A 22,883-nucleotide genomic window follows, 5' to 3' on the forward strand; every position below is an offset into this window, starting at 1 on the left:
CTAGTCCAATAGAAAACCCTCCACCAACGTCAGTAGCTACAACTGATAAGCCAATATGCCAACTGCTCATATTTCTTCCGCTAACATAAAAATCTTCGGGTGATTTGTTTTTTTTGTAAAAATAAAAGCCCACACCTAGCATAGCTAACATGTAAACCACAAAGATTAAATAATCAATAGTGTGCATTATTCGTATTTTAGATTAAACTGCCCGATATGAAATTTTTTCAAAAGGCTAGATGCAAAAAATTGCAAAGTTGAAAACAAGATTGATTTAAGAAAAAATCAAATATAGGTAGCTTAAAAAAAGCCTTAGTGTTTTCAATAAAATTAATAGCAAATATAGGTAATTTTAAATAAAGGCTCTTTTTTAATATAAAACGGGCATCATATTTAGAAAAAATAATTTTATTTTTCTTATACTTGTATATGTATAAGCCATTTAAAAAAATATAAGCCATGTTAGTAAAAGTATTTGGAAGCGCTGTCTTTGGTGTTGAAGCCACCACCATTACCGTAGAGGTAAACATTGATAAAGGAATTGGATACCACTTAGTTGGGTTACCCGATTCTGCCATTAAAGAAAGTAGTTATCGAATAGCTGATGCACTTAAAAACAATAATTACAAACTTCCAGGTAAGAAAATTACCATAAATATGGCTCCAGCAGATCTGCGTAAAGAAGGTTCTGCCTATGACTTAACATTGGCCGTTGGAATCCTTGTTGCTTCGGATCAAATTAAAGCAGAAAATTTATCGGAATATGTGATTATGGGAGAGCTTTCGCTTGATGGAGGTTTACAACCTATAAAAGGGGCTTTGTCTATAGCCATTAAAGCAAAAGAAGAAGGCTTTAAAGGATTGTTTTTACCCATTCAAAATGTAAAAGAGGCAGCTATTGTTGAAGGGTTAGATGTATACGGTATAGAAAATGTATTACAAATCATTGATTTTTTTGAAGGCAGATCAAAGCTTGAACCCACAAAAATTGATTCTAAAGAAGAATTTAGTAAAAATCTTGAATTTCCTGAATTTGATTTTTCTGATGTAAAAGGGCAGGAAAGCATTAAGCGTTGCATGGAAATTGCAGCTGCCGGTGGTCACAACATCATTTTAATAGGTCCACCAGGTTCAGGAAAAACTATGTTAGCCAAACGTTTGCCTAGTATTTTGCCACCAATGACTATGAAAGAGGCCTTGGAAACTACAAAAATTCATTCTGTAGCCGGAAAGACGAAAGAAGGTGGATTGATGGCACAAAGACCCTTTAGAAGCCCACATCATACTGCAAGTTCTGTTTCATTAGTTGGTGGGGGTAGTTATCCGCAACCTGGAGAAATATCGTTAGCACACAACGGTGTTTTATTTTTAGATGAATTACCCGAATTTAAACGAGAAGTTTTAGAAGTATTGCGTCAACCTCTTGAAGATCGTGAAGTTACTATTGCAAGAGCTAAATTTACCATTACCTATCCATCTTCTTTTATGTTAGTGGCTAGCATGAATCCAAGTCCGAGTGGGTATTTTAACGATCCAGATGCGCCTGTTTCAAGTTCTCCAATGGAAATGCAACGTTATTTGAGTAAAATATCAGGCCCCTTATTAGATCGTATTGACATTCATATTGAAGTAACGCCAGTTCCATTTGAAAAACTAACTGAAACCAAAAAAGCAGAAAGTAGCGTTGAAATTAGAAAGAGAGTTTCAAAAGCACGAGAAATACAGTCTTTGAGATATGAGAATTTTGAAAACTTGCATTATAATGCTCAAATGAGCAGCAAGCAAGTCAGACAATATTGCGAATTGAGTGAAGCATCTTTACAAATGCTTAAAACGGCCATGGAACGCTTAAATTTATCAGCAAGAGCTTATGATAGAATTTTAAAAGTAGCCAGAACAATTGCTGATTTAGAACAAACAGAAAATGTGAATTCAACTCATATTGGTGAAGCAATTCAGTATAGAAGCTTGGATAGAGATGGATGGTTGGGTTAATTGTTATAAAATCTATTTTTTCAGCCAAAGGTTTCGATACAATTTATCTTTATCATAATCTTTGGCTTGTTTTTCAATATTGAAAACTCTGTTTTGTCTTGGGTCATTTCCAATACCAGCTAAATATGCCCAATTTCCCCAATTACTGCAAACATCATAATCAATTAATTGTTGTTCGAAATAAGCAGCACCAAAACGCCAATCGATATTTAATTCATTGCAAAAATAACTCGCTACATTTTGTCTTCCACGATTGCTCATAAAACCAGTTAGTTTTAACTCAAGCATATTTGCATTTATAAAATCAGAATTTGTAGTACCATTTACCCACTGCAAAAGTAATTTTTCGTTTACTGATTTTGAATTTTGTTTTTCGGATTTAATGCCTTCAAACAAGAAGAATTTTGTTTGGTGTTTTTTAAACATAAATCTAAAAAAGTCACGCCAAAGTAATTCAAAAATTAGCCAATACGTAGAATTATTTGCTCCAAATTGCGATTCATATTTTTTAATTTCATTATAAATATATCTAGGTGAAACGCATCCTAAAGCTAACCATGCTGAAAATTTTGAAGAATAATCAGCACCAATCATTCCGTTTCGTGTTTCTTTATATCTTGATAAATATTGACTTTGATAAAAATAATGATTTAGTCGGTTGTGTGCTTCTGTTTCACCTCCTTTAAACTGAATTGCAGCTCTTTGGTCTATTTCTATTGATTGTAATCCCAATTCATTCAAACTTGGAAGTTTTATTTCTGGAATTTCAGGAGAACTTATTTTTTTGGGTTTATCAAAAGCTTCTCTGATTATTGCATCTTTCTCTGTTTTTTTTCGAAAGGTCGTAAATGTATCAGGAATATCTTTTATTGAAAAAGGTAAATCTTCTGCATGATATAAAGTGCTAGTACTTAACGATTCAAATTCGCAATGTAATTTAAAAAGTTCATTGGCTACTAATTTTTCAGTTTGCTTTTCTTCAAAGGCTACTTCACGCTTTGCAAATACTTTTTGGATTTTATATTCTGAAACAATTTTCGGAATTTCAATTTCTGGTTTTCCTTTTACAATTAATAATCCAGAACCTATTGCTCTTAAATTTTTATCTAAATCTGCTAAAGATTCTAATAAAAATTGAGTTCTAAAATTACCTGTTTTTTTAAAACCAAATGAGGTAATTTCAAAAAGAGCTTCATCAAAACAATAGACACAAATTAGTAGTTTACTTTGTGCAATTGCCTTTACAAGTGTTTCATTATCCGTTAATCGTAAATCGGTTTTGAACCAAACTAATGCAGTTTTCATTATAATTCGTTTATGTTTTTTAAATAATAATCAGCTTGTTGTAATAATTCTACTTTGGCTTCTGGTTTCATTTTTTTCCATACATTGTACATCATTCCAATTCTTGGATTTTTACTTAATTTATCTTCATTTTTATCATAAAAATTCCAATACAAACTATTAAAAGGACATGATTTTACACCAGTTTTTAGCGCTTTCTTATAAAAACAAGTACCACAATAATGACTCATTTTATCAATATAAGTGGATGAACTTACATAAGGTTTTGTGCCAACAATTCCTCCATCAGCAAATTGACTCATGCCACGTGTATTTGTAATTTGAACCCATTGTATGGCATCAATATATATGCCTAAATACCAAGCGTCAACTTTATCTGGGTGAATTCCTGCTAAAAGCGCAAAATTACCTGTAATCATTAACCGTTGAATGTGATGTGCATAGGCATAATCTAAAGATTGATTAATCGCATCTTTCATGCAATTCATTTTAGTTTTTCCTGTCCAAAACCAATCGGGTAATTTTTCTTGATTGTTAAAATAATTCATTTGGGCATATTCAGGCATTTTTAGCCAATAAATACCTCGCATATATTCACGCCACCCAATAATCTGACGTACAAAACCTTCTAATTGATTGAATTCAATTTCATTGGGACGAATTTGCCATTCAGAAATACAAGCTTCAATAACTTCTTGCGGAGAAATCATTTTAATGTTCATAGAAAATGAAATTCTTGAATGATATAATGACCATTCATTTGGGGTCATAGCATCTTGAAAACTTCCAAATAAATGCAAACAATTTTTGACAAAAAAGTTAAGTAATTCTAATGATTGTTCGCGATTTATTGGCCAAACAAAATTATTTTTATCTATATTACCAATGGTTTTTATATCTGTTTTTTTAATTTCATTTAAAATTTCAGAAACATCATTATTGAAAATTAACGGTGGAGTAGGTTTGTGGTCTTTCGGAATTTTCTTTCTGTTTTCTCCATCATAATTCCATTTCCCAGTTGTAGGTTTGTCTCCATCCATTAAAATATTGTGTTTTTTTCGCATAGCACGATAAAAACTTTCTAATAAAAGTGTTTTTTTTCCTTCAAAGAAAGTTCCAAGTTCCGTTCTTGAAGTATAAAAATGTTCAGAATCTATAACTGAATTTGAAATAGATAATGAATTGCAATAATTTTTAAGTATTTCGTTTAATCTATATTCATCAGGTAATTGGTATTCAAAATTTGTAAACTGTTGTTTTTCTATTAAATACTGAATATTTTTGTCAAAAGATTGTAAGTTATTTTCATCATTTAGAGGTGTATAAATCACTTGATGTTTATTTTTTATTAATTCATTGGCAAATGATTTCATAGCAGAAAAGAAGCCTACAATTTTTTGAATATGATGGGTAGCATAATCTGTTTCTGTTCGAATTTCCATCAAAAGATAAGTCACAGAATCATCTTTGGTTTTAAACCACGAATGATTACTATTTAATTGATCTCCTAGAATTAATCTTAAAGTTTTCATTTTCATTATTTATTCATTCTGCATTTATCACTACAATATTTAACTTCTTCCCAAACTTTCTCCCATTTTTTACGCCATGTGAAAGTTTTTTTGCAAACCAAACATATTTTAGTTGGTAAGTTTTGTTTTTTTACTCCTCGCATTTTTGGGTTTATTAGGATTAGTTACATGCTTTTGTAAAATACGTTTTCCTTCTTCTTTCACTTCATCTTTTTTACGAAAACTCCAAACAATATCACTGGCATATTTTCGGGTTTCTTCAATGTTTACAATTGGTTCTGGATAATTTTTACCTATTTCACAATTATAAAATTGTTGTTCAATTAAACTCATTTTCCAGGGTTCATGTAATAAATGAATTGGAATATCTTTTAATTCGGGCAACCACTGTTTGATAAAAACTCCTTCAGAATCATGTTCTTCAGAATTTTTTATGGGATTATAAATTCGAATAGTATTAATGCCGGTTGTACCAGATTGCATCTGAATTTGTGGATAATGAATACCTGGTTCATAATCTAGAAATTGTCTTGCTAAAAAATGAAGTTCTCGCCAATCTTGCCATAAATTAAAAGTAAAAAAAGAAACTACCATAGCTCTCATTCTGAAGTTGATATACCCTGTTTCAATTAAGCATCGCATGCATGCATCAACAATTGGAACACCTGTTTTTCCTTGTTGCCATGCTTTTATATAGGTTTCGTTTTTTGGTTTTATTAGACTATCATAAGCTCTATTTGCGTTTTCAAATTCCATTTCACATTCATCTTCAAATTTTTGCATAAAATGACAATGCCAATGTAATCTTGAAACAAAATTTAGAATGGCTCGTTTGTTTTTTGAAGATTCGTAAAATTGATTGGTATATTGATAAACCATACGCATACTGATGTTTCCATAAGTTAAATATGGTGACAAACGACTGCAACCTTTTCTACTCAAAGCAGGTTTTGAAATATGTTTGCTATAATTAACATAGCGTTCTTTTACAAAACTATCTAAATACCTCCATGCGTAATTTTCACCACCTTGTTGAAAGTTTTTATTGCGTGTTGTAATTTTAGGGTGTAATGATTCTCCTTTTATAGATTGATATTTATCGTTGTTTAAATTTTCAAAATTAATTTTTTTTAAATCAATTATTTTTGGAGTATCTCGCATTATGTTTTCCCAACGTTTGTCCCAATTTTGTCGAGATTTTAATTTTCTGATGACACCATGTATTTGAAATTGTTTCCAAAGTATTTTATTGTTATCAAAAAAAAGCTGCATTTGAATATCTCTGTCAAATGTGATTTTATTTCCAATTTCTTGATGTGAATATACATTTTTGATAATATATTCCTCAATTAGTTGACTAAAAACGGTTTCAACTTCATTGTAGAAAATGTATATTTTTGAGTTTAGGCTATCTAATTTTGATTGCATAGCCTGCAAAGATTCATAAACAAATCGCCAATGACGAACATCTGAATCATCATAGTTCATCACTGAAGGTTCAAAAACATAAAGTAATAAAACAGGTAAATTTTGTTGAGAAGCATAAAAAAGCGGTTCATGATCTGTAAATCGTAAATCACGTTTTAACCAAACTATATTTATGTCTTTTTTACTCAATTTAATAAAAGTGAAATGGGCTCTTTATTAGTTTTTGCATAACTCAATCGGTCAATTTTTTTAGTTATATGATAACTGTCTAAACCTGAACAAGTAATTGTTTTTGCTTTTTCAATGTCAATAAAACCATCATCAAATAAGCTATCATTTGGAATGTAAATATCTTTAACTTCACCAATAATTAATAGGGTATTGTTTATTTCTATTTCAATTTTTTGTTTGAATTCTAAACTAAATTGAATGTGACTTTCTTTTACAAAAGGTGCTTGAAAATCGTTTTTATATTCTGTTTCTAAACCAGTTGCATCAAATTCTGAAATGTCTCTTGGATAACGAGCCGAAGTTTGATGTGCTTGTTTGTAAATGGTTTCATTGATATGATTTATGGTGTAATATTTTGTTTCTAAAATGTTTTCTAAAGTATGCCTTTCAACAACTCCTGGACGAATAATGATTCCAAACAAAGCAGGATTTGAACCAATATGAATTAAAGAACTTATTATAGAAAGATTAGTTTGATTATCATTGTTTTTTGTTCCAATTAAACACACACTTTTAAAGCCAGATAAACTATTGATTAAGTTTATTCGGTATAATTTTTCCATCGAAGAAATATCTGAATTTGATATGTGTATTTGCATGAATTTTTTTTAGTTTAATACATTATTCAAAATAGTTGTCTTGTTTTGAATCAAGATGAATCCATTTTTTATTACTATTTAATTTAAAAGATCCAATATGTACTTTATTCCAATGTTCAGGGTGAATTAAAGATAAAAAATTGATTCCATTATCTGCTAAGTACAAATGATAAATTTCACCAACAACAGGTTCAAATGAAAATTTAGCATTGTATACTATTTCATTCCATTCATATTCTTGCATTAACTTTTGATATTCAAGTTTAAGTTCATTAAACTTACTTTCAAATTCTTTGTTTATATTTCTAATTCCATTACTTTTCCAGTCAACTAGGTTGTCTAGCTTTATTGCAGGAGCGCCAACATTGGTAGAATACGACAATACATTAGCATTATATCCAGTTTCTTTTGAAAAAACTACATTATCTGGCTTTTCTTTTTTCATCTATCGTTTAGAAATTTTATTGTTTGAAATAATTCTTTGCTGTTTGCATTTGAATCGGTCTATACCATCATTACGTTTTGCAAGATGTTTTGTTTTACAGTTTTCAACTCGTTTTCGCCATAATTTATAGCTGCCAAACCGAAGTTCTTTTTTCATTAAAGCTTTTACGTCAGACTCTAATATGCCAAATTGAAATTTAATGGCATCAAATGGAGTTCTGTCTTCCCATGCCATTTCAATAATTCTATCAATTTGTATTTCAGTAAATACGACTTTTGAAGTAAAACTCATTTTGTTTAACATTTAATATTAAAAGATAAACAAAATTACTAAAAAAATATTTAATATTATTCATATAACAAAATCATTTACAAGTGTTTTTTCCAATAGCGTACACCATAGCTGCAAAAAATTTCATCGTTAGGTTTAATTTTCTTTAAGGCAATGATGCAAACATTTTCATCATCATCTAATGCGATTTTTGCATTATTTTTTATTTGTGATTTTTCAAAAGCTTCAGCATCATTTGCATATTTAGCAAAACATTCTACATGTAAAGAATCCATAATAGTGCCGTCTATCATATTTATAAAATAACGATCTTGGTTATTTTCAACTCGAATTTTAGCTTCTAATTCGGTCAAGATTTCTCCTTTGAATATAGAAATAACTTCGTGTTTGTAAATTTCTATTGCAGTAAATAATCCTTTGCCAGCATTTGGCAATTGAGAAGTTTCAATATATAAATAATCAGATTCTAAAGCTTCAATTATTAAGGGTAAGTTTTGCAGTTTTAATTTTTTAGAGTTATGATACGAATATAGTTAAAACTATCAAAAATAACTATTTTACATATTTATAATAACGAGCCCCTTTTAATACAGGGTTTTCTTTTTCTATAAAATCTAACACAAATTCATTTTTTGCTATTAAAACTGGTGTTTTTAATTCTTTTTTATGCAATTTTTCATAAGTTATAAAATCGATTGGAGTTCTTTTTTCTAAAACTTCAAAAAACTGAGTTTTTGCAATTTTATGCGCCCAATTTTCTTGAATAATTCCTTCAAATACTTTTGATTTTGAACCACTACCGTAAGCTATAAATCCTGTTTTTTTGTTTGTTAAATCTTTGTTTTGTTTCAATGCATCATATAATGCTGACAAAAAACCTAAAAATATTGACCCTGTATATATGTTACCCACTTCACCAGAAGCAATTTCTGATGGCTTTATTTTTTGATTTACCAATGCTACATATTCAGATGATTTTGATAAAGAGCGCATTTTTTCTTTTTCATTTTCACCTATTTGTGCATTTAAAAGTATTTGATTTTCTTGTGCATAAATTTCTATAAAAGTACGCCTGCCCTGATAACAGTAGGGTAGGTGCATAAAAATTAATTCCCAGTTATTAAAATTAGCATCGTTTTGTGGGCTTTCTTTTTTAAAATTACTGTAGGCTTCTTTTATTCTGTTAATGTAACATGTATTTGAATATTGACCGTCAAAAACGGGTTGTTCTTTTGAGATGGTAACTTCAGTTTCTAATATGCCAAACCAATCTTCATTTGTTGAAGTTTTAGTTATTTCAAATTTATCCAATATAACTTTTGGTTTAAAGAAATCAAAAACACCATTTGTAGAAACTCCTGTTTCATTTGAAAAAGAAATTATGCTTGGACTTGAAGTTATTAACATAGCAATTGCTCCAGCACCTTGGGTATATTCTCCGCTAGAAATTAAATCATATTTGGCATTATCAGTGGCTATAACTATTGCTTTTTTTGTAGGATTTAAACGGATAAAGTCAACGCAATTTTGTAGAGCATCAACTGCGCCAATACAAGCAAATGTAAAATCAACTGCATCACAATTTTGAAAAGAATTTGAACCTAATTCTTGTTCAATTACTTGTAAAATATAAGAAGCAATAGGTTTAGAATTGTCTAAACTACTTTCTGTACCGACATATATTCGTGCGATTTCAGCTGGATTTAAATTTTCTTGAGCAAATAGCTTTAATAAAGCATTGGACCCAAGTGTAATTATATCTTGATCAACATCTAAAAAGCTCATTTTTTGAAGGCCTAAACCATTGGTCAGTTTGTCGGGTTCAATATTGCGATTTAAGGCTAAAACATCGATGGGTAAATATATTTTAGGAACATCAAATTGAATGGCATCTATTCCGACTTGCATGATTTATTTTTTAAAATGAAGTCAAAATTAATAATTGCAAAACAGTTATAACCTAAACAATTTATAAAAAAATAATTTGACATCAATTTTTAAGAATTTCATAAAAAAATGACAATTTTTAGTATTTAATTTATGTTCTTGTTATGAAAACTTAATGTTTTTTAGAAAACACACACAGATAAATTAGGTTATAGAACAAAATTTAGAGTAGTTTTTTTTAGAATACTCTCTTAAACAGATTATTGTGGGGTTTGATCTAAGGCTACAATTGTGAAAACGTATCATGCTCTCTAATGTCTCCAGATTCATAACCTTTCATAAACCATTTCATGCGTTGTTCTGAAGAACCGTGTGTAAAAGACTCTTGGTTTACATGTCCTTGCATTTTACTTTGAATAGCATCGTCACCTACTGCATGTGCAGCACTTAAAGCTTCTTCTATATCTCCAGCTTCTAGTAATTTTTTATTATAATGTGCCCAAAGACCTGCATAAAAATCAGCTTGAAGTTCTAAAGCTACAGATAATTTATTGCCTTCAATTTCATTTCTGTTTTGTTGCAATTGTCTTATTTTTTTTGATGTTCCAAGCAATGTTTGAACATGATGTCCTACCTCATGAGCAATTACGTAAGCTATGGCAAAATCACCACCTTTTGCACCAAAACGTGTCCTTAATTCTTCAAAAAATACTAAGTCCATGTATACTTTTTGATCTGCAGGACAATAAAATGGTCCAGAAGATGCAGATGCGCTTCCGCATGCAGTTTCAACAGATTCTGAAAACAACACCATACCAGGTTTTTGATAAGTGCCTATATTATTTTCAGTAAATATTTTTTGCCAAGTTGCATTGTTATAAACAAAAACAGATTCAGTAAAATCACCCATCTGTTGTTCAGCATCAGATAATTCTCGTGTTTGAGTGTTCTGATTTTGTTCTTGCGTTTGGTTAAACATTTCAAGTCCGCTTCCAATCATTTGGCCTGTATCTCCTCCAAAAGCATTGAGTAATAAAATTACAACTCCTATTATTCCTCCTCCAACAGCTGCTTTTCTACCTCCTGAAATTGCACGTCTGTCTTCAAAAGAATCACTTTTTTGTTTTTTCCATTTCATGATAGTAGTTCTTTGTGTTTATTGATTCATAAAAGTATTTTTTTGTTTTATAAGTAACAAAAAAACCATATAAATAAATAAATAAATCGATAAAATGAATTATATAGCATTCCAAATGACATCTTTAGGAACTTGAGCTTCAAAAGATAAAACTTTTTTTGTAACAGGATGTGTTAAAATTAATTTTCTGGCATGAAGATGAATACCACCGTCAGTGTTGCTGCGGTCAAAACCATATTTTAAATCACCTTTTATTGCACAGCCAATGGCTGTTAATTGTGCTCTAATTTGATGATGTCTTCCTGTATGAAGATTAATTTCTAAAGCAATATAATTATTTAATTTTTTGATAATCTTATATTCTAAACTGGCAATTTTACTGTCAGGCACTTCTTTTAAATGTGCTTTTGAAGTATTGTTTATGGGGTTTCGTTTTAAAAAATGGTTTAGAGTGTCAGTTTCTTTGGGTGGTTGGTTTTTAACAATTGCCCAATAAATTTTTTGTGTTTCTCTGTTTTTAAATGATTCATTTAAACGGGTTAATGCTTTTGAAGTTTTTGCAAAAATGATAATACCCGTAGTAGGTCTATCTAAGCGATGTACAACTCCCAAATATACCTCTCCGGGTTTATTGTATTGGTCTTTTATGTATTCTTTTACTACTTCAGATAAGGGTTTGTCGCCTGTTTTATCACCTTGTACAATATCGCCTACTCGTTTGTTGATGACAATGATGTGATTGTCTTCGTGAATGATTTGGAGGTTAGATTTGTTAGAAATTATTTTGTTAGGCATATGTTTTAAATACTAATTTCAAAATTAATACTGTTCATTTTCATTAGGAAAATCAACTGCTTTTACATCTGAAACGTATTGACCTATTGCATTAGTCATATCTTCAAAAAGATTCATATAGCGTCTTAAAAACCGAGGACTAAATTCGTGCGTCATTCCTAACATATCGTGTAAAACTAATACTTGGCCGTCAACTCCATTTCCTGCTCCAATACCTATTACTGGAATTGAAATGCTCTCGGCAACTTTTTTTGCTAATAAGGCTGGAATTTTTTCTAATACTAAAGCAAAACAACCAATGCGTTCTAACATTTTTGCATCGTCAATTAGTTTATCGGCTTCTTCTTCTTCTTTGGCTCTAACGGTGTAAGTTCCAAATTTATAGATGGATTGTGGTGTGAGTCCCAAATGTCCCATAACAGGAATACCTGCATTTAATATTCGTTTGATGCTTTCTTTAATTTCATTACCACCTTCAAGTTTTACTGCATGACCACCGCTTTCTTTCATAATTCTTATAGCAGAACGCAAGGCTTCTTTTGGGTCAGATTGGTAGCTTCCAAAAGGTAAATCTACAACAACTAATGAGCGATCTATTGCTCTCACAACACCAGATGCATGATAAATCATTTGATCAAGTGTAATAGGTAAAGTAGTTTCGTGACCAGCCATAACATTACTAGCGGAATCTCCTACTAAAATAACATCAACACCAGCAGTATCTACAATTTTTGCCATGGTATAATCATATGCAGTAAGCATGGAGATTTTTTCTCCGTTTTGCTTCATTTCAATTAATGATTTTGTGGTAATTCTTTTGTAATCTTTTTTAGCTGCTGACATAGTATTTTATAAAATTTAAGCAAATGTAGTAAATCAAAAATTCATTTAAATTATATTGAAAAAAAATTGATTAATTTAATTGAAACAAACGAATAAATCGTGTATTGATATTTAGTGTTAAAGTTTCAAGAAGTGTTAACAATCAGACATGTTAACACTTACAGCTAATCCACCTTCAGATGTTTCTTTGTACTTGGTACTCATGTCTTTAGCGGTTTCCCACATAGTGCTTACTACTTTGTCTAAAGGAACTTTTACGTTTTTAGCATCAGTTTCTAAAGCCAATTCGGCTGCATTAATTGCTTTTATAGCTCCCATAGTGTTTCTTTCAATACAAGGAATTTGTACCAAACCACCAATAGGGTCACAAGTTAAACCTAAATGATGTTCCATAGCAATTTCGGCAGCAACTGTTACTTGTTCAGCTGTTCCACCCATTGCCTCACATAGTGCAGCAGCAGCCATAGCACTTGAAACTCCAATTTCTGCCTGGCAGCCACCCATTGCAGCACTAATGGTTGCTCCTTTTTTAAAAATACTGCCTATTTCTCCAGCAGTCATTAAAAATCGTTTGATTTCATCTTCACCAGCTTCGTGATTTTCTATAACTAAATAATACATTAAAACAGACGGAATAACACCTGCACTTCCGTTTGTAGGCGCTGTAACAACCCTCCCTAATGAGGCATTTACTTCATTTACGGATAAAGCAAAACAGCTTACCCATTTTAATATTTGACGAAACTTGACTTCGGTTTGACGAATTATTTGCATCCATGAATAAGGGTTTTCATAGGGCAAAACACCAATTAAATTTTTATGAATATCATAAGCACGTCTTCTAACGTTTAAGCCTCCAGGCAAAGTTCCTTCAGTATGACATCCAATATACATACATTCAAGCATTGTATTCCAAATTCGCATCAATTCGTTGTGGATTTCATCTTCACTTCGCATGGATTTTTCGTTTTCATAAACGATTTCCCATACTTTTTTATTTTCTTGACTGCAATAGGCTAATAATTCGGATGCTTTATCAATTGGAAATGGAAAAGCACATTTTATTTCTTCGTTTTTAGCAGAATTAATTAGTTCTTCAACTACAACAAAGCCACCTCCAATTGAATAGTATGTTGTTTCGTGTACTAAACTTTCTGTGTAAGCTGTAAACTTCATTCCATTAGAATGAAAAGGTAAAAACTCACGATTGAAAACAATATCATCTTTAAAATTAAAAGGAATAAGAATTTCGTTAGCTAAAAAAATTTCCTTTTTATTTTTGATTGCTGAAATGATAACATCAATACTTTCAACAGGAATATATTCGGGATCGGCGCCACTTAAACCTAACATAAGCGCTAAATCGGTAGCATGTCCTTTTCCTGTTAAAGATAAAGATCCATATAGATCAATTTTAACTCTGTTTGTTGTGTCTAATAAATTTTTGTTTTTTAGTTCTCCTAAAAAACGTTCGGCAGCTCGCCACGGGCCAAGAGTGTGAGAACTAGATGGTCCCACACCAATTTTTAACATATCAAAAACTGAAACACATTCCATAGCTATATCGTTATAGTTACAAAGGTAATAGAAAGTTTAGAAGTTTAATTTGTTTTATTAATTTTTAACAAACCTCATATTATTACACATTTTTAAACCTATAAAATGTCATCTTGTCATATTTTTTTTTGTAGAACTGACATATTCTTAACAAATAATATGTTGGCATAATCCTTGACTACTTGAAACTGAGTTTAAAAAATTAAATAAATTAGAAATTAAATAAAGATGGGTAAAATTATTGGAATCGACTTAGGAACAACTAACTCTTGCGTATCTGTAATGGAAGGTAACGAACCAGTTGTAATTCCAAATGCAGAAGGAAAAAGAACAACTCCTTCAATCATTGCATTTGTTGAAGGTGGTGAAATCAAAGTAGGAGATCCTGCAAAAAGACAAGCAGTAACAAATCCAACAAAAACGATTAGTTCAATTAAACGTTTTATGGGTCATAGTTTTTCTGAAGTTTCAGCAGAATCAAAAAGAGTGCCTTATAAAGTAGTTAAAGGAGACAACAACACACCACGTGTTGATATTGATGGTCGTTTATACACTGCACAAGAATTGTCTGCAATGACTCTTCAAAAAATGAAAAAAACGGCAGAAGACTACTTAGGTCAAACTGTTACTGAAGCAGTTATTACAGTTCCTGCATATTTTAATGATGCACAACGTCAGGCAACTAAAGAAGCTGGTGAAATTGCAGGTCTTAAAGTAATGCGTATTATCAACGAACCAACTGCAGCTGCGTTAGCTTATGGTTTAGATAAAAAAGGTATTGATCAAAAAATTGCAGTTTACGATTTAGGTGGAGGTACATTTGATATTTCTATTCTTGAATTAGGAGACGGTGTATTTGAAGTATTGTCTACAAACGGTGATACTCATTTAGGTGGAGATGATTTTGACCAAGTTATTATTGACTGGTTAGCAGATGAATTTAAATCTGATGAAGCTATTGATTTACGTGAAGACCCAATGTCTTTACAAAGAATTAAAGAAGCGGCTGAAAAAGCTAAAATTGAATTATCGTCTTCAGCGGAAACAGAAATTAATTTGCCTTATGTAACAGCTACTGCTTCAGGACCAAAACACTTAGTAAAAAAATTAACAAGAGCTAAATTTGAACAATTAGCAGATTCATTAGTAAAACGTTCTATGGAACCTGTTGCTAAAGCTTTAAAAGATGCAGGTTTATCTACGTCAGATATTGACCAAGTTATTTTAGTTGGTGGTTCAACACGTATGCCAAGAATTGTTGATGAAGTTGAAAAATTCTTCGGCAAAAAAGCATCTAAAGGAGTAAATCCTGATGAAGTTGTTGCAATCGGAGCAGCTATTCAAGGTGGTGTATTATCTGGAGATGTTAAAGACGTATTGTTATTAGACGTTACACCTTTAGCATTAGGAATTGAAACTTTGGGTTCTGTTATGACAACTCTTATTGAGTCAAATACTACTATTCCAACAAAAAAATCACAAATATTTTCTACTGCAGCAGATAATCAACCAACTGTAGAACTTCACGTTTTACAAGGTGCAAGACCAATGGCAGCAGATAACAAAACAATTGGTAGATTTAACCTTGATGGTATTCCACCATCTCCAAGAGGAGTTCCACAAATTGAAGTTACTTTTGATATTGATGCTAATGGTATCATTAAAGTTTCTGCTACAGATAAAGGAACAGGAAAATCTCATGATATTCGTATTGAAGCTTCATCTGGTTTAACATCAGAAGAAATTGAAAGAATGAAAAAAGATGCAGAAGCAAATGCTGATGCAGACAAAATTGCAAAAGAAAGAGTTGAAAAACTTAACGAAGCTGATGCAATGATTTTTCAAACTGAAAGTCAATTAAAAGAATTAGGTGAAAAATTAACAGATGATCATAAAACTGCAATTGAATTTGCATTGACTGAATTAAGAATGGCGCACCAATTACAAGACTTGGTAGCTATTGATAAAGGTTTAGAAAATGTAAATGCAGCTTGGAAAATTGCTACAGAAGCAATGTATGCTCAAGGCGATGCAGGACAGGCTCAAGACGATCAACCTCAAGCTGACGCTTCAGGTGATCAAACTCAAGATGTAGAATTTGAAGAAGTAAAATAATTCAAGTATATTTATGTAGAGTATTAAAAAAACCGAGTAAGCAATTACTCGGTTTTTTGTTTTATACGAAACATTTTAATAATAATAAATACATGCGGAAAAGTGATGGCCGCCAATAATGAAAAGAACAAGGATTCAAAAATAGTTTTGTCATTTAAAAATAAATATAAAATCAAAATACCAATTAAGGAAACAATCCAAAAAGGCAAGGCAGTGCTCAAATAGCGAATTGTTGTGTTTAAATTAATATCACTATAAATAAAGCTAATTTGATCTCTTATAGATGGTAAACTATGCCAAATGACAAAGTAAATTGCAAAAGCCCATATTAAATTTGAAGTTTTAAAAATTAGTGTAAATACAAGTAGATAAAAAACATTTATTAGTATTTTTTTTTTAAAAGCATGTAGTTTTAAATAAAGCGCAAAACCAATTAAAATTAAAGAAAGTAAGGTCCCAAATAATATAAAATTAAAATTAAAAGCCATGATTGAATGCCCTGTTATGGTTAAAACAATGTTTTTAACCTCTATTTCGTGAGATTGAAAAAGTAACATTAGGATACTAAACCCATAAATAATTTGAAAAAAAGGCATTAATGCTATGCTTTTTTTAGATTCTTTAAATTGCCAATGTTGCTCGCCAAAATGATAAGAACTAACCACTATAAAAAGCAATAATGCCAAGCTTGGCAAAAAATTAAATAAAAATACACCAAATAATACAGTTAATATATAATAAAAGATAACCCTTTTGTTGGATATAAAATTAGTTCCATATGTTTTATTTAACAATAAAACATCATTAGATCCATGTAAAATTCCTACTAAAAATATTATTACAAAGCCTATGTATAGTTGAATTTGTGCGTTAAAAAAAGAATTTATCCATAGGGCTAAAAAGCTTATAAATATAGATATTTTATCAAGTTTAGACATGTAACAATGTTTTTTGTTTAAATATAATCAAAAAATAATAAACAAAATGTTTTTTTTTTATCTTAATTTTTAATAAATTTACTTCTAATTAACCTAAAAACCTTAATAAATTATGTTAAATTCAATTTCACTACTAGCGGCAGTTAGTAAATTAGACCCTACTGATTATGTAGGTTTTACTTTTTTTGTTGGATGTATGGCTATGATGGCAGCATCAGCATTTTTCTTTTTATCGTTAAATCAGTTTGATAAAAAATGGAGAACATCTGTTTTAGTGTCTGGTTTAATAACTTTTATTGCAGCAGTTCATTATTTTTACATGAGAGACTACTGGGCTAGTTTTGGCGAATCTCCTACATTTTTTAGATATGTAGATTGGATTTTAACTGTGCCATTAATGTGTTTAGAGTTTTACTTAATTTTAAAAGTAGCTGGAGCTAAACAATCATTATTATGGAAAATGATTTTTCTTTCTGTAATCATGTTAATAACAGGATATATTGGAGAAACAGTGGATCGACCTAACGCATGGCTTTGGGGATTAGTTTCTGGAATTGCTTATTTTGCTATAGCTTATGAAATTTGGTTAGGCGAAGCATCTAAATTAGCAAAAGCTGCAGGCGGAAATGTATTAGCAGCTCACAAAATTTTATGTTGGTTTGTTCTTGTTGGATGGGCTATTTACCCGTTAGGATACATGATGGGTACTGAAGGATGGTATAATTCTATTTTACCACAGGGAAGTATTGATGTAGTTTATAACATTGCAGATGCAATTAACAAAATCGGTTTTGGTTTAGTTATTTATACATTAGCTGTTAAATCTCAAAAGGATTAATTAAGTCAACTATTTATTAAACTGAGTAAGCAGTTACTCAGTTTTTTTATATATAAAAACCGTTTCAAGGTCATTTGAAACGGTTTTTTGTTTAATAAATAATTTAATTATTTGGGGTCTAACGCTGCATTAATTCGTGCTACTAGATCTTGTAAATGAAACCTAGTTAATCGATCAGGATTGTTATTAATAGCGGTATTTATTTGATTTTTTATTTCAATCAACTGCCCTCTTGCAATAGAAGGGATATCTGTTTCATTAATTAAAACGGTTTTACCATTAAAACGTGCTTTTAATTTTTTTGTTGTGTCAAAAAGATCTACTAAATTATTTATAAATAATTTTTGTAAATTTCTTTTATAAATATCAATCGATTTATGGTACTTTAATTCACTAAAGATTCCTTTTTTTAAATCGCTAATTAATTCATCAACAGAGTAGTTTTTTTTATTTAAAGAAGAAGTTTCCAATAACCTAACTAATCGATCTCCCGATAATAAACTGCTTAAAGTTCTGTTTTGGATATTTTTTATACTTTCAACACCGTTATCTGGATTTATTTTTGCTAAAACATTTTGATCTAAAAGCCATAAAGGTGTTTTAAATAATTGCTCATTTAAAAATGAAACAGCTTCATTTTGTGTAGCAGATGAAACTACTTCAAATTCATTACCTTCCATGTCATATGTTTTTGGAGTAGCATAAATTCCACCTACATTTTTGGTAACATGACCCATATACCGATTATATTGGCTTATTAGTGAGCCATACAGTCCTTCTAATTCAGAATAATCTTCTCCATCTTCTTTACTCCATTCAATTAAATTGGGTAAAATTCTTTTTAAATTTTTTATGCCATAAGCCGAAGCTTTCATTGCATTATCACCTAGGTCTTCTGTTTGATATCTGGGATCAAATGGGTTTGTTTCTGATCCAAACCATAAGCGCCGATTTTCATAAGCCGTTTTCGTCATTTCATTTAAGATGATTTTTTCATCGTCTTCATTTTTGGCGTCTTTAAAATAACTATAACCCCATTTTATAGCCCATTTGTCATAATCTCCAATTCTAGGAAAAAAATCGGTTATTTCGTCTTCTGGTTGGGCAACATAATTAAAACGTGCATAATCCATTATAGATGATGTGTGCCCATTTTTAGTAATAAAATCTTTATTTCTTAGCATTTCGACAGGAGTGGCATTACTAGCACCCATGTTATGACGTAATCCTAAAGTGTGTCCAACTTCATGAGAAGACACAAAACGGATTAATTCGCCCATCAATTGATCATCAAACTTTTTATTTCTAGCATTAGGATTAACGGCAGCAGTTTGTATTAAGTACCAATCTCTCAGTAAACTCATTACATTGTGATACCATCCAATGTGACTTTCTAAAATTTCTCCTGTTCTTGGATCATGTACATTAGGGCCGTATGCATTTGGAATATCTGCAGCAAAATATCTTAAAACTGAAAAACGAGCATCTTCTAAACTCATGGTTGGGTCATTCTCGGGCCAATATTCTCCTCTAATGGCGTTTTTCCAACCGGCAAATTCAAATGCAACAGTCCAATCATCAATACCTTGTTTAATAAATGGTCTCCATTTTTCTGGAGTTGCCGGGTCTATGTAGTAAACAATAGGCTTTTTAGGCTCAATTAACACACCATTTTTTTGCTTTTCGGCATCTTCTTCATTTTTGGGTTCTAACCTCCAACGTACGGCAAATTTTTCTTTATCAGATTTTAGTGATTCTTCCTCAAAAACATCATACCCATTAGCAAAATACCCTACGCGTTTATCAAAGGAACGTTTACGCATTGGTTTTTGTGGAAGTAATAAAAAGGAGGTGTTTAATTCGAGGGTTACAACCCCAGCATCAACCCCGGCAGGAATGTTTTTTCCGATCTCAGGCACCGAATTTCTCGATATTTTTAAAGCTTCTGTAGCAAAAGTTTTTACACTTCTTATTTCAGTGTTTAAAGGAAAACTTTTAATGTTTTGAATAAATGATTTGTCTTTTTGAAAACCCTGAATTTTTAATAATTGTTTATTAATTGGGCTCAATGAAAATGTTTGTACATCTGCATCAAATGTTGTATTCATATCAATTACATAAGCAATATTGTTTTTTTTATCGGTGTCTTTTTTATAGGCTAAAACTTCATAATTAGCTATAATTGGGTCGGCACTTGAATTCTTTACCGCTAGTGAAATAGGTTTGTCTTCATCTGGAGACATAATAACATAGGTAATAGAACGCAATAAAATATTATCGTTTAATCCTTTTTCAAACTTAATAACTTGCCTGTTTATTTCTTCTCCACCAAAAATTTCACCACCAGCTGGTGTTTTTGAATACCTTGTAATGGTCATAATTTCTTTTCCAAGTAAAGAATCTGCAATTTCATATAAATATTTACCTTTTATTGTATGAATATTTATAAGCCCGTTTTGTGTAATTGCTGAAGAATCTATTACAGTTTTATAGGGTTTTGGACCTTTTTTTTCTTCAATTTTTTTTGAAACAGCTTCGGTTTTTTGTTTGTTTTTTTTATTTTTTTTCTCTTTTTGAGCAAATCCACCAAGGCTACATAAGAGCAGCAGACAAGTGGAAATTAATGTGATTTTTTTAATCATAGTTTTAGGGTTAGATATAGTTTGTAAATTTTGTTAAATTTATTAAAAAATTTAATATTTATTAATATTGTTTATAACTTAACAGTTATAAATATGTTAAATAAAATAAATTACTATGCATGCATAGTAATTTAGATATCTTTTACTATATTTGATTTAAAATTTACAAAATGCAAAAGCAAAGTCTAACATCTTTATTAAATATAACATACCCCATAATTATAGCACCCATGTTTTTGGTGTCAAATACTAAAATGGTTATTGAAGGCATGAAAAGTGGTGTAGCAGCTTGTATACCAGCATTAAATTATAGAACTTTAGAAGAGCTAAGAGCATCTATACGCGAATTAAAGGCAGCTAAAGTTTCAGGTGGTTCGTTTGGGTATAATTTAATAGTTAATAAATCAAATCTGAAGTATAAAGATCAATTGCAAGTAATTTGTGAAGAAGGTGTAGATTTTATTATTACATCTTTAGGAAGTCCCGAAGAAACAATTAAGGCTGCTCATCATGTGGGTATAAAAGTTTTTTGTGATGTTACAGATTTAGTTTTTTCTAAAAAAGTAGAAAGTCTTGGAGCTGATGCCTTAATTGCGGTTAACAATCAAGCTGGTGGTCATAGGGGTAAATTAGATCCAGAAGCATTAATAAAAGAATTAAACGAAAACACATCCTTACCTGTAATTTCGGCTGGTGGAGTAGGACGTAAATCGGACATTGATCAAATGATGCTTAGTGGTGCTGTTGGAGTTTCTGTAGGAAGTCCTTTTATTGCTTCCATTGAGGCAGGAGTTTCTGACGAATATAAACAAGCTTGTGTAGATTATGGTGCAAAGGATATTGTGATGACTCAACGTATTTCGGGAACTCCATGCACCGTTATTAATACACCGTATGTTCAAAAAATAGGGACCAAAGAAACAGGATTAGAACGATTATTAAATAAAAATAAAAGTCTTAAAAAATGGGTCAAAATGGTTCGTTTTTATATTGGAATGAAAGCTACAGAAAAGGCTGCTAAACACGCTACTTATAAAACAGTTTGGGTTGCTGGTCCAAGTATAGAATATTCAAAAGCCATTTTGCCTTTAAAAGATATAGTAAAGATTTTAACACATAATACGTAAAAAAGTTTTCTTTTTTTATGATTGATTTAAATTAAAGTAGTTTACTTAATTACTTGTTTTCTATTGAAATTTCAAAAGATTTATCCCAATTTTTACCCGTTACTAAAATGGTTTTTGTTGCAGAATTATACGCAATTCCATTCAGCACCTCATCTTGTTGCAAGGGCTTGGTTACTTTAGATTTTAAATCAACAAAATTGATTATGTTTTCAATGGCTCCTGTTTTTGGGTTAATTTTTATAATTCTATCCTTTTCATAAATGTTTGCCCAAATTTTTCCATCTATCCACTCCAATTCATTTATGGATTCAATTTTATTGGCATTTGTGTATACATTTATATAATCTATCATTTCAAAAGTTGTAGGGTTTAAAATGTATATTTTCTCTGTTCCATCGCTCATGTACAAATTGGTTCCATCATTGGTAAGACCCCAGCCCTGCATGTTTTTAAAATATTTTAGCGTTTTCTCTTTTTTTAATGTAGCAGCATCATATACATAAGCTTCGTTTTCTTTATAGGTGAGTTGGTAAATTTTGTCATTTAAAACGGTAATTCCTTCACCAAAAGTCGTACTCTTTAAATCGATTTTTTTATAATCTTCACCTGTCTTAAAATTTGTTTTTCTTAAAGTAGACTTTCCATATTGACCGCTACCTTCTAATAAAATTCCATTATAAAATTCATATCCTTGCGTGTAGGAATTTGGATTATGAGGATAAATGTTTATGATCTTATAATTGATTAATTGCGGTGCTTCTGTTGCGTAAAGCGTAAAATTAGTTTCAGTTTCTGTAGTGTTTCCTTCATAAAATATTAACGCTTTTATTTTAGCAAAACCTAATTTTTGGTTTTCTAGCGAATAGTTTAATTTTTGATTTTGGATAGATTTTCCTATGTTTTTATTATTTAAATAATACACAACAGAATCAATAGTTTTGTTTTCAGAATTTTTAAGTGATAAATCTATACTTTCAGATGGATTGTAGGCTTGTTTTAAAACAGAAGTGTCTATTGAAAATATTTTTTTTGCATCATTTTTATCGCCACAAGAAATTAAAAATAGGGTTAATCCTATGAAAGTGAATAGCTTATAATTAATCATTTTTAAGTTTTTTATTATTCGAATATACGATGTTTTTTTAAAATTACAATTGCCTTGTAAAAATACAAAAAG

20 protein-coding genes and 1 pseudogene are annotated in these 22,883 nt (G+C 30.5%); 4 read left to right on the forward strand and 17 right to left on the reverse strand.

Annotated elements, in window-relative coordinates:
* A pseudogene (locus AABM47_RS07760) lies at positions 1–187 on the reverse strand (sodium:solute symporter family protein); the annotation flags it as partial.
* Positions 188–459: 272 nt separating this feature from the next.
* Between AABM47_RS07760 and AABM47_RS07765 the strand changes: the two are divergent.
* Positions 460–1,995: a YifB family Mg chelatase-like AAA ATPase gene (locus AABM47_RS07765; protein ID WP_338410360.1), complete on the forward strand. Its 1,536-nt coding sequence runs from the start codon at positions 460–462 to the stop codon at positions 1,993–1,995.
* Between the two features lie 12 nt (positions 1,996–2,007).
* Here AABM47_RS07765 and AABM47_RS07770 read toward each other — a convergent pair whose 3' ends face one another.
* The 13 genes from AABM47_RS07770 to AABM47_RS07830 all read right to left on the reverse strand — a co-directional run bounded on the left by AABM47_RS07770 (position 2,008) and on the right by AABM47_RS07830 (position 14,046).
* On the reverse strand, positions 2,008–3,300 hold the full coding sequence (locus AABM47_RS07770) for a DASH family cryptochrome (RefSeq protein ID WP_338410361.1): 1,293 nt from the start codon (positions 3,298–3,300) through the stop codon (positions 2,008–2,010).
* Positions 3,300–4,832, reverse strand: coding sequence for a cryptochrome/photolyase family protein (locus AABM47_RS07775; protein WP_338410362.1), 1,533 nt, complete (start codon positions 4,830–4,832; stop codon positions 3,300–3,302). The genes AABM47_RS07770 and AABM47_RS07775 overlap by 1 nt, the downstream gene beginning before the upstream one ends.
* A gap of 5 nt (positions 4,833–4,837) precedes the next feature.
* Positions 4,838–4,975, reverse strand: coding sequence for a DUF2256 domain-containing protein (locus AABM47_RS07780; RefSeq protein ID WP_338410363.1), 138 nt, complete (start codon positions 4,973–4,975; stop codon positions 4,838–4,840).
* The gene (locus AABM47_RS07785; RefSeq protein WP_338410364.1) at positions 4,941–6,449 is read right to left on the reverse strand and encodes a deoxyribodipyrimidine photo-lyase; all 1,509 of its coding nucleotides are present in this window, start codon (positions 6,447–6,449) and stop codon (positions 4,941–4,943) included. The genes AABM47_RS07780 and AABM47_RS07785 overlap by 35 nt, the downstream gene beginning before the upstream one ends.
* The gene (locus AABM47_RS07790) at positions 6,446–7,090 is read right to left on the reverse strand and encodes a flavin reductase family protein (RefSeq protein ID WP_338410365.1); all 645 of its coding nucleotides are present in this window, start codon (positions 7,088–7,090) and stop codon (positions 6,446–6,448) included. Before AABM47_RS07790 ends, AABM47_RS07785 begins: the two co-directional genes overlap by 4 nt.
* A gap of 22 nt (positions 7,091–7,112) precedes the next feature.
* Positions 7,113–7,535, reverse strand: a complete 423-nt coding sequence (locus AABM47_RS07795) for a DUF2452 domain-containing protein (RefSeq protein WP_338410366.1) — start codon at positions 7,533–7,535, stop codon at positions 7,113–7,115.
* Positions 7,536–7,826 carry a TIGR03643 family protein gene (locus tag AABM47_RS07800; protein WP_338410367.1) on the reverse strand — a complete coding sequence of 97 codons (291 nt, stop codon included), beginning with the start codon at positions 7,824–7,826 and terminating at the stop codon, positions 7,536–7,538. It abuts the gene before it with no gap.
* A gap of 77 nt (positions 7,827–7,903) precedes the next feature.
* The gene (locus AABM47_RS07805; protein WP_338410368.1) at positions 7,904–8,260 is read right to left on the reverse strand and encodes an SET domain-containing protein-lysine N-methyltransferase; all 357 of its coding nucleotides are present in this window, start codon (positions 8,258–8,260) and stop codon (positions 7,904–7,906) included.
* A 118-nt stretch (positions 8,261–8,378) separates the two neighbouring features.
* Positions 8,379–9,734, reverse strand: coding sequence for a hydroxymethylglutaryl-CoA synthase (locus tag AABM47_RS07810; RefSeq protein WP_338410369.1), 1,356 nt, complete (start codon positions 9,732–9,734; stop codon positions 8,379–8,381).
* Positions 9,735–9,996: 262 nt separating this feature from the next.
* The gene (locus AABM47_RS07815) at positions 9,997–10,851 is read right to left on the reverse strand and encodes a neutral zinc metallopeptidase (protein WP_338410370.1); all 855 of its coding nucleotides are present in this window, start codon (positions 10,849–10,851) and stop codon (positions 9,997–9,999) included.
* A 99-nt stretch (positions 10,852–10,950) separates the two neighbouring features.
* Positions 10,951–11,646, reverse strand: a complete 696-nt coding sequence (locus tag AABM47_RS07820; protein ID WP_338410371.1) for an RluA family pseudouridine synthase — start codon at positions 11,644–11,646, stop codon at positions 10,951–10,953.
* A 24-nt stretch (positions 11,647–11,670) separates the two neighbouring features.
* Positions 11,671–12,489, reverse strand: a complete 819-nt coding sequence (gene panB / locus AABM47_RS07825) for a 3-methyl-2-oxobutanoate hydroxymethyltransferase (protein ID WP_338410372.1) — start codon at positions 12,487–12,489, stop codon at positions 11,671–11,673.
* Positions 12,490–12,624: 135 nt separating this feature from the next.
* A complete protein-coding gene (locus AABM47_RS07830) occupies positions 12,625–14,046 on the reverse strand; it encodes an L-serine ammonia-lyase (protein ID WP_338410373.1) in 1,422 nt (473 codons plus the stop codon).
* Positions 14,047–14,274: 228 nt separating this feature from the next.
* On the opposite strand from AABM47_RS07830, the gene dnaK reads away from it, so the two are divergent.
* Complete coding sequence (gene dnaK, locus AABM47_RS07835) at positions 14,275–16,161, forward strand: molecular chaperone DnaK (RefSeq protein ID WP_338410374.1); 1,887 nt, start codon at positions 14,275–14,277, stop codon at positions 16,159–16,161.
* A 44-nt stretch (positions 16,162–16,205) separates the two neighbouring features.
* Here the strand turns inward: dnaK and AABM47_RS07840 are convergent, their stop codons facing one another.
* Positions 16,206–17,099, reverse strand: coding sequence for a Brp/Blh family beta-carotene 15,15'-dioxygenase (locus AABM47_RS07840; RefSeq protein ID WP_338410375.1), 894 nt, complete (start codon positions 17,097–17,099; stop codon positions 16,206–16,208).
* A 112-nt stretch (positions 17,100–17,211) separates the two neighbouring features.
* Between AABM47_RS07840 and AABM47_RS07845 the strand changes: the two genes are divergently transcribed.
* A complete protein-coding gene (locus AABM47_RS07845) occupies positions 17,212–17,937 on the forward strand; it encodes a bacteriorhodopsin-like (protein WP_338410376.1) in 726 nt (241 codons plus the stop codon).
* 107 nt (positions 17,938–18,044) lie between these two features.
* Here the strand turns inward: AABM47_RS07845 and AABM47_RS07850 are convergent, their stop codons facing one another.
* Positions 18,045–20,579, reverse strand: a complete 2,535-nt coding sequence (locus AABM47_RS07850; RefSeq protein WP_338410377.1) for a zinc-dependent metalloprotease — start codon at positions 20,577–20,579, stop codon at positions 18,045–18,047.
* 170 nt (positions 20,580–20,749) lie between these two features.
* Between AABM47_RS07850 and AABM47_RS07855 the strand changes: the two genes are divergently transcribed.
* Entirely contained in the window at positions 20,750–21,706 is a 957-nt protein-coding gene (locus AABM47_RS07855; protein WP_338410378.1) for a nitronate monooxygenase, read from the forward strand.
* Between the two features lie 49 nt (positions 21,707–21,755).
* On the opposite strand, the gene AABM47_RS07860 is transcribed toward AABM47_RS07855, so the two are convergent.
* A complete protein-coding gene (locus AABM47_RS07860) occupies positions 21,756–22,811 on the reverse strand; it encodes a glutaminyl-peptide cyclotransferase (RefSeq protein ID WP_338410379.1) in 1,056 nt (351 codons plus the stop codon).
* Between the last annotated feature and the right edge of the window lie 72 nt (positions 22,812–22,883).

Origin of the sequence: uncultured Flavobacterium sp. (genome assembly GCF_963925415.1) — a bacterium.
In the GTDB taxonomy this organism is placed as follows: domain Bacteria; phylum Bacteroidota; class Bacteroidia; order Flavobacteriales; family Flavobacteriaceae; genus Flavobacterium.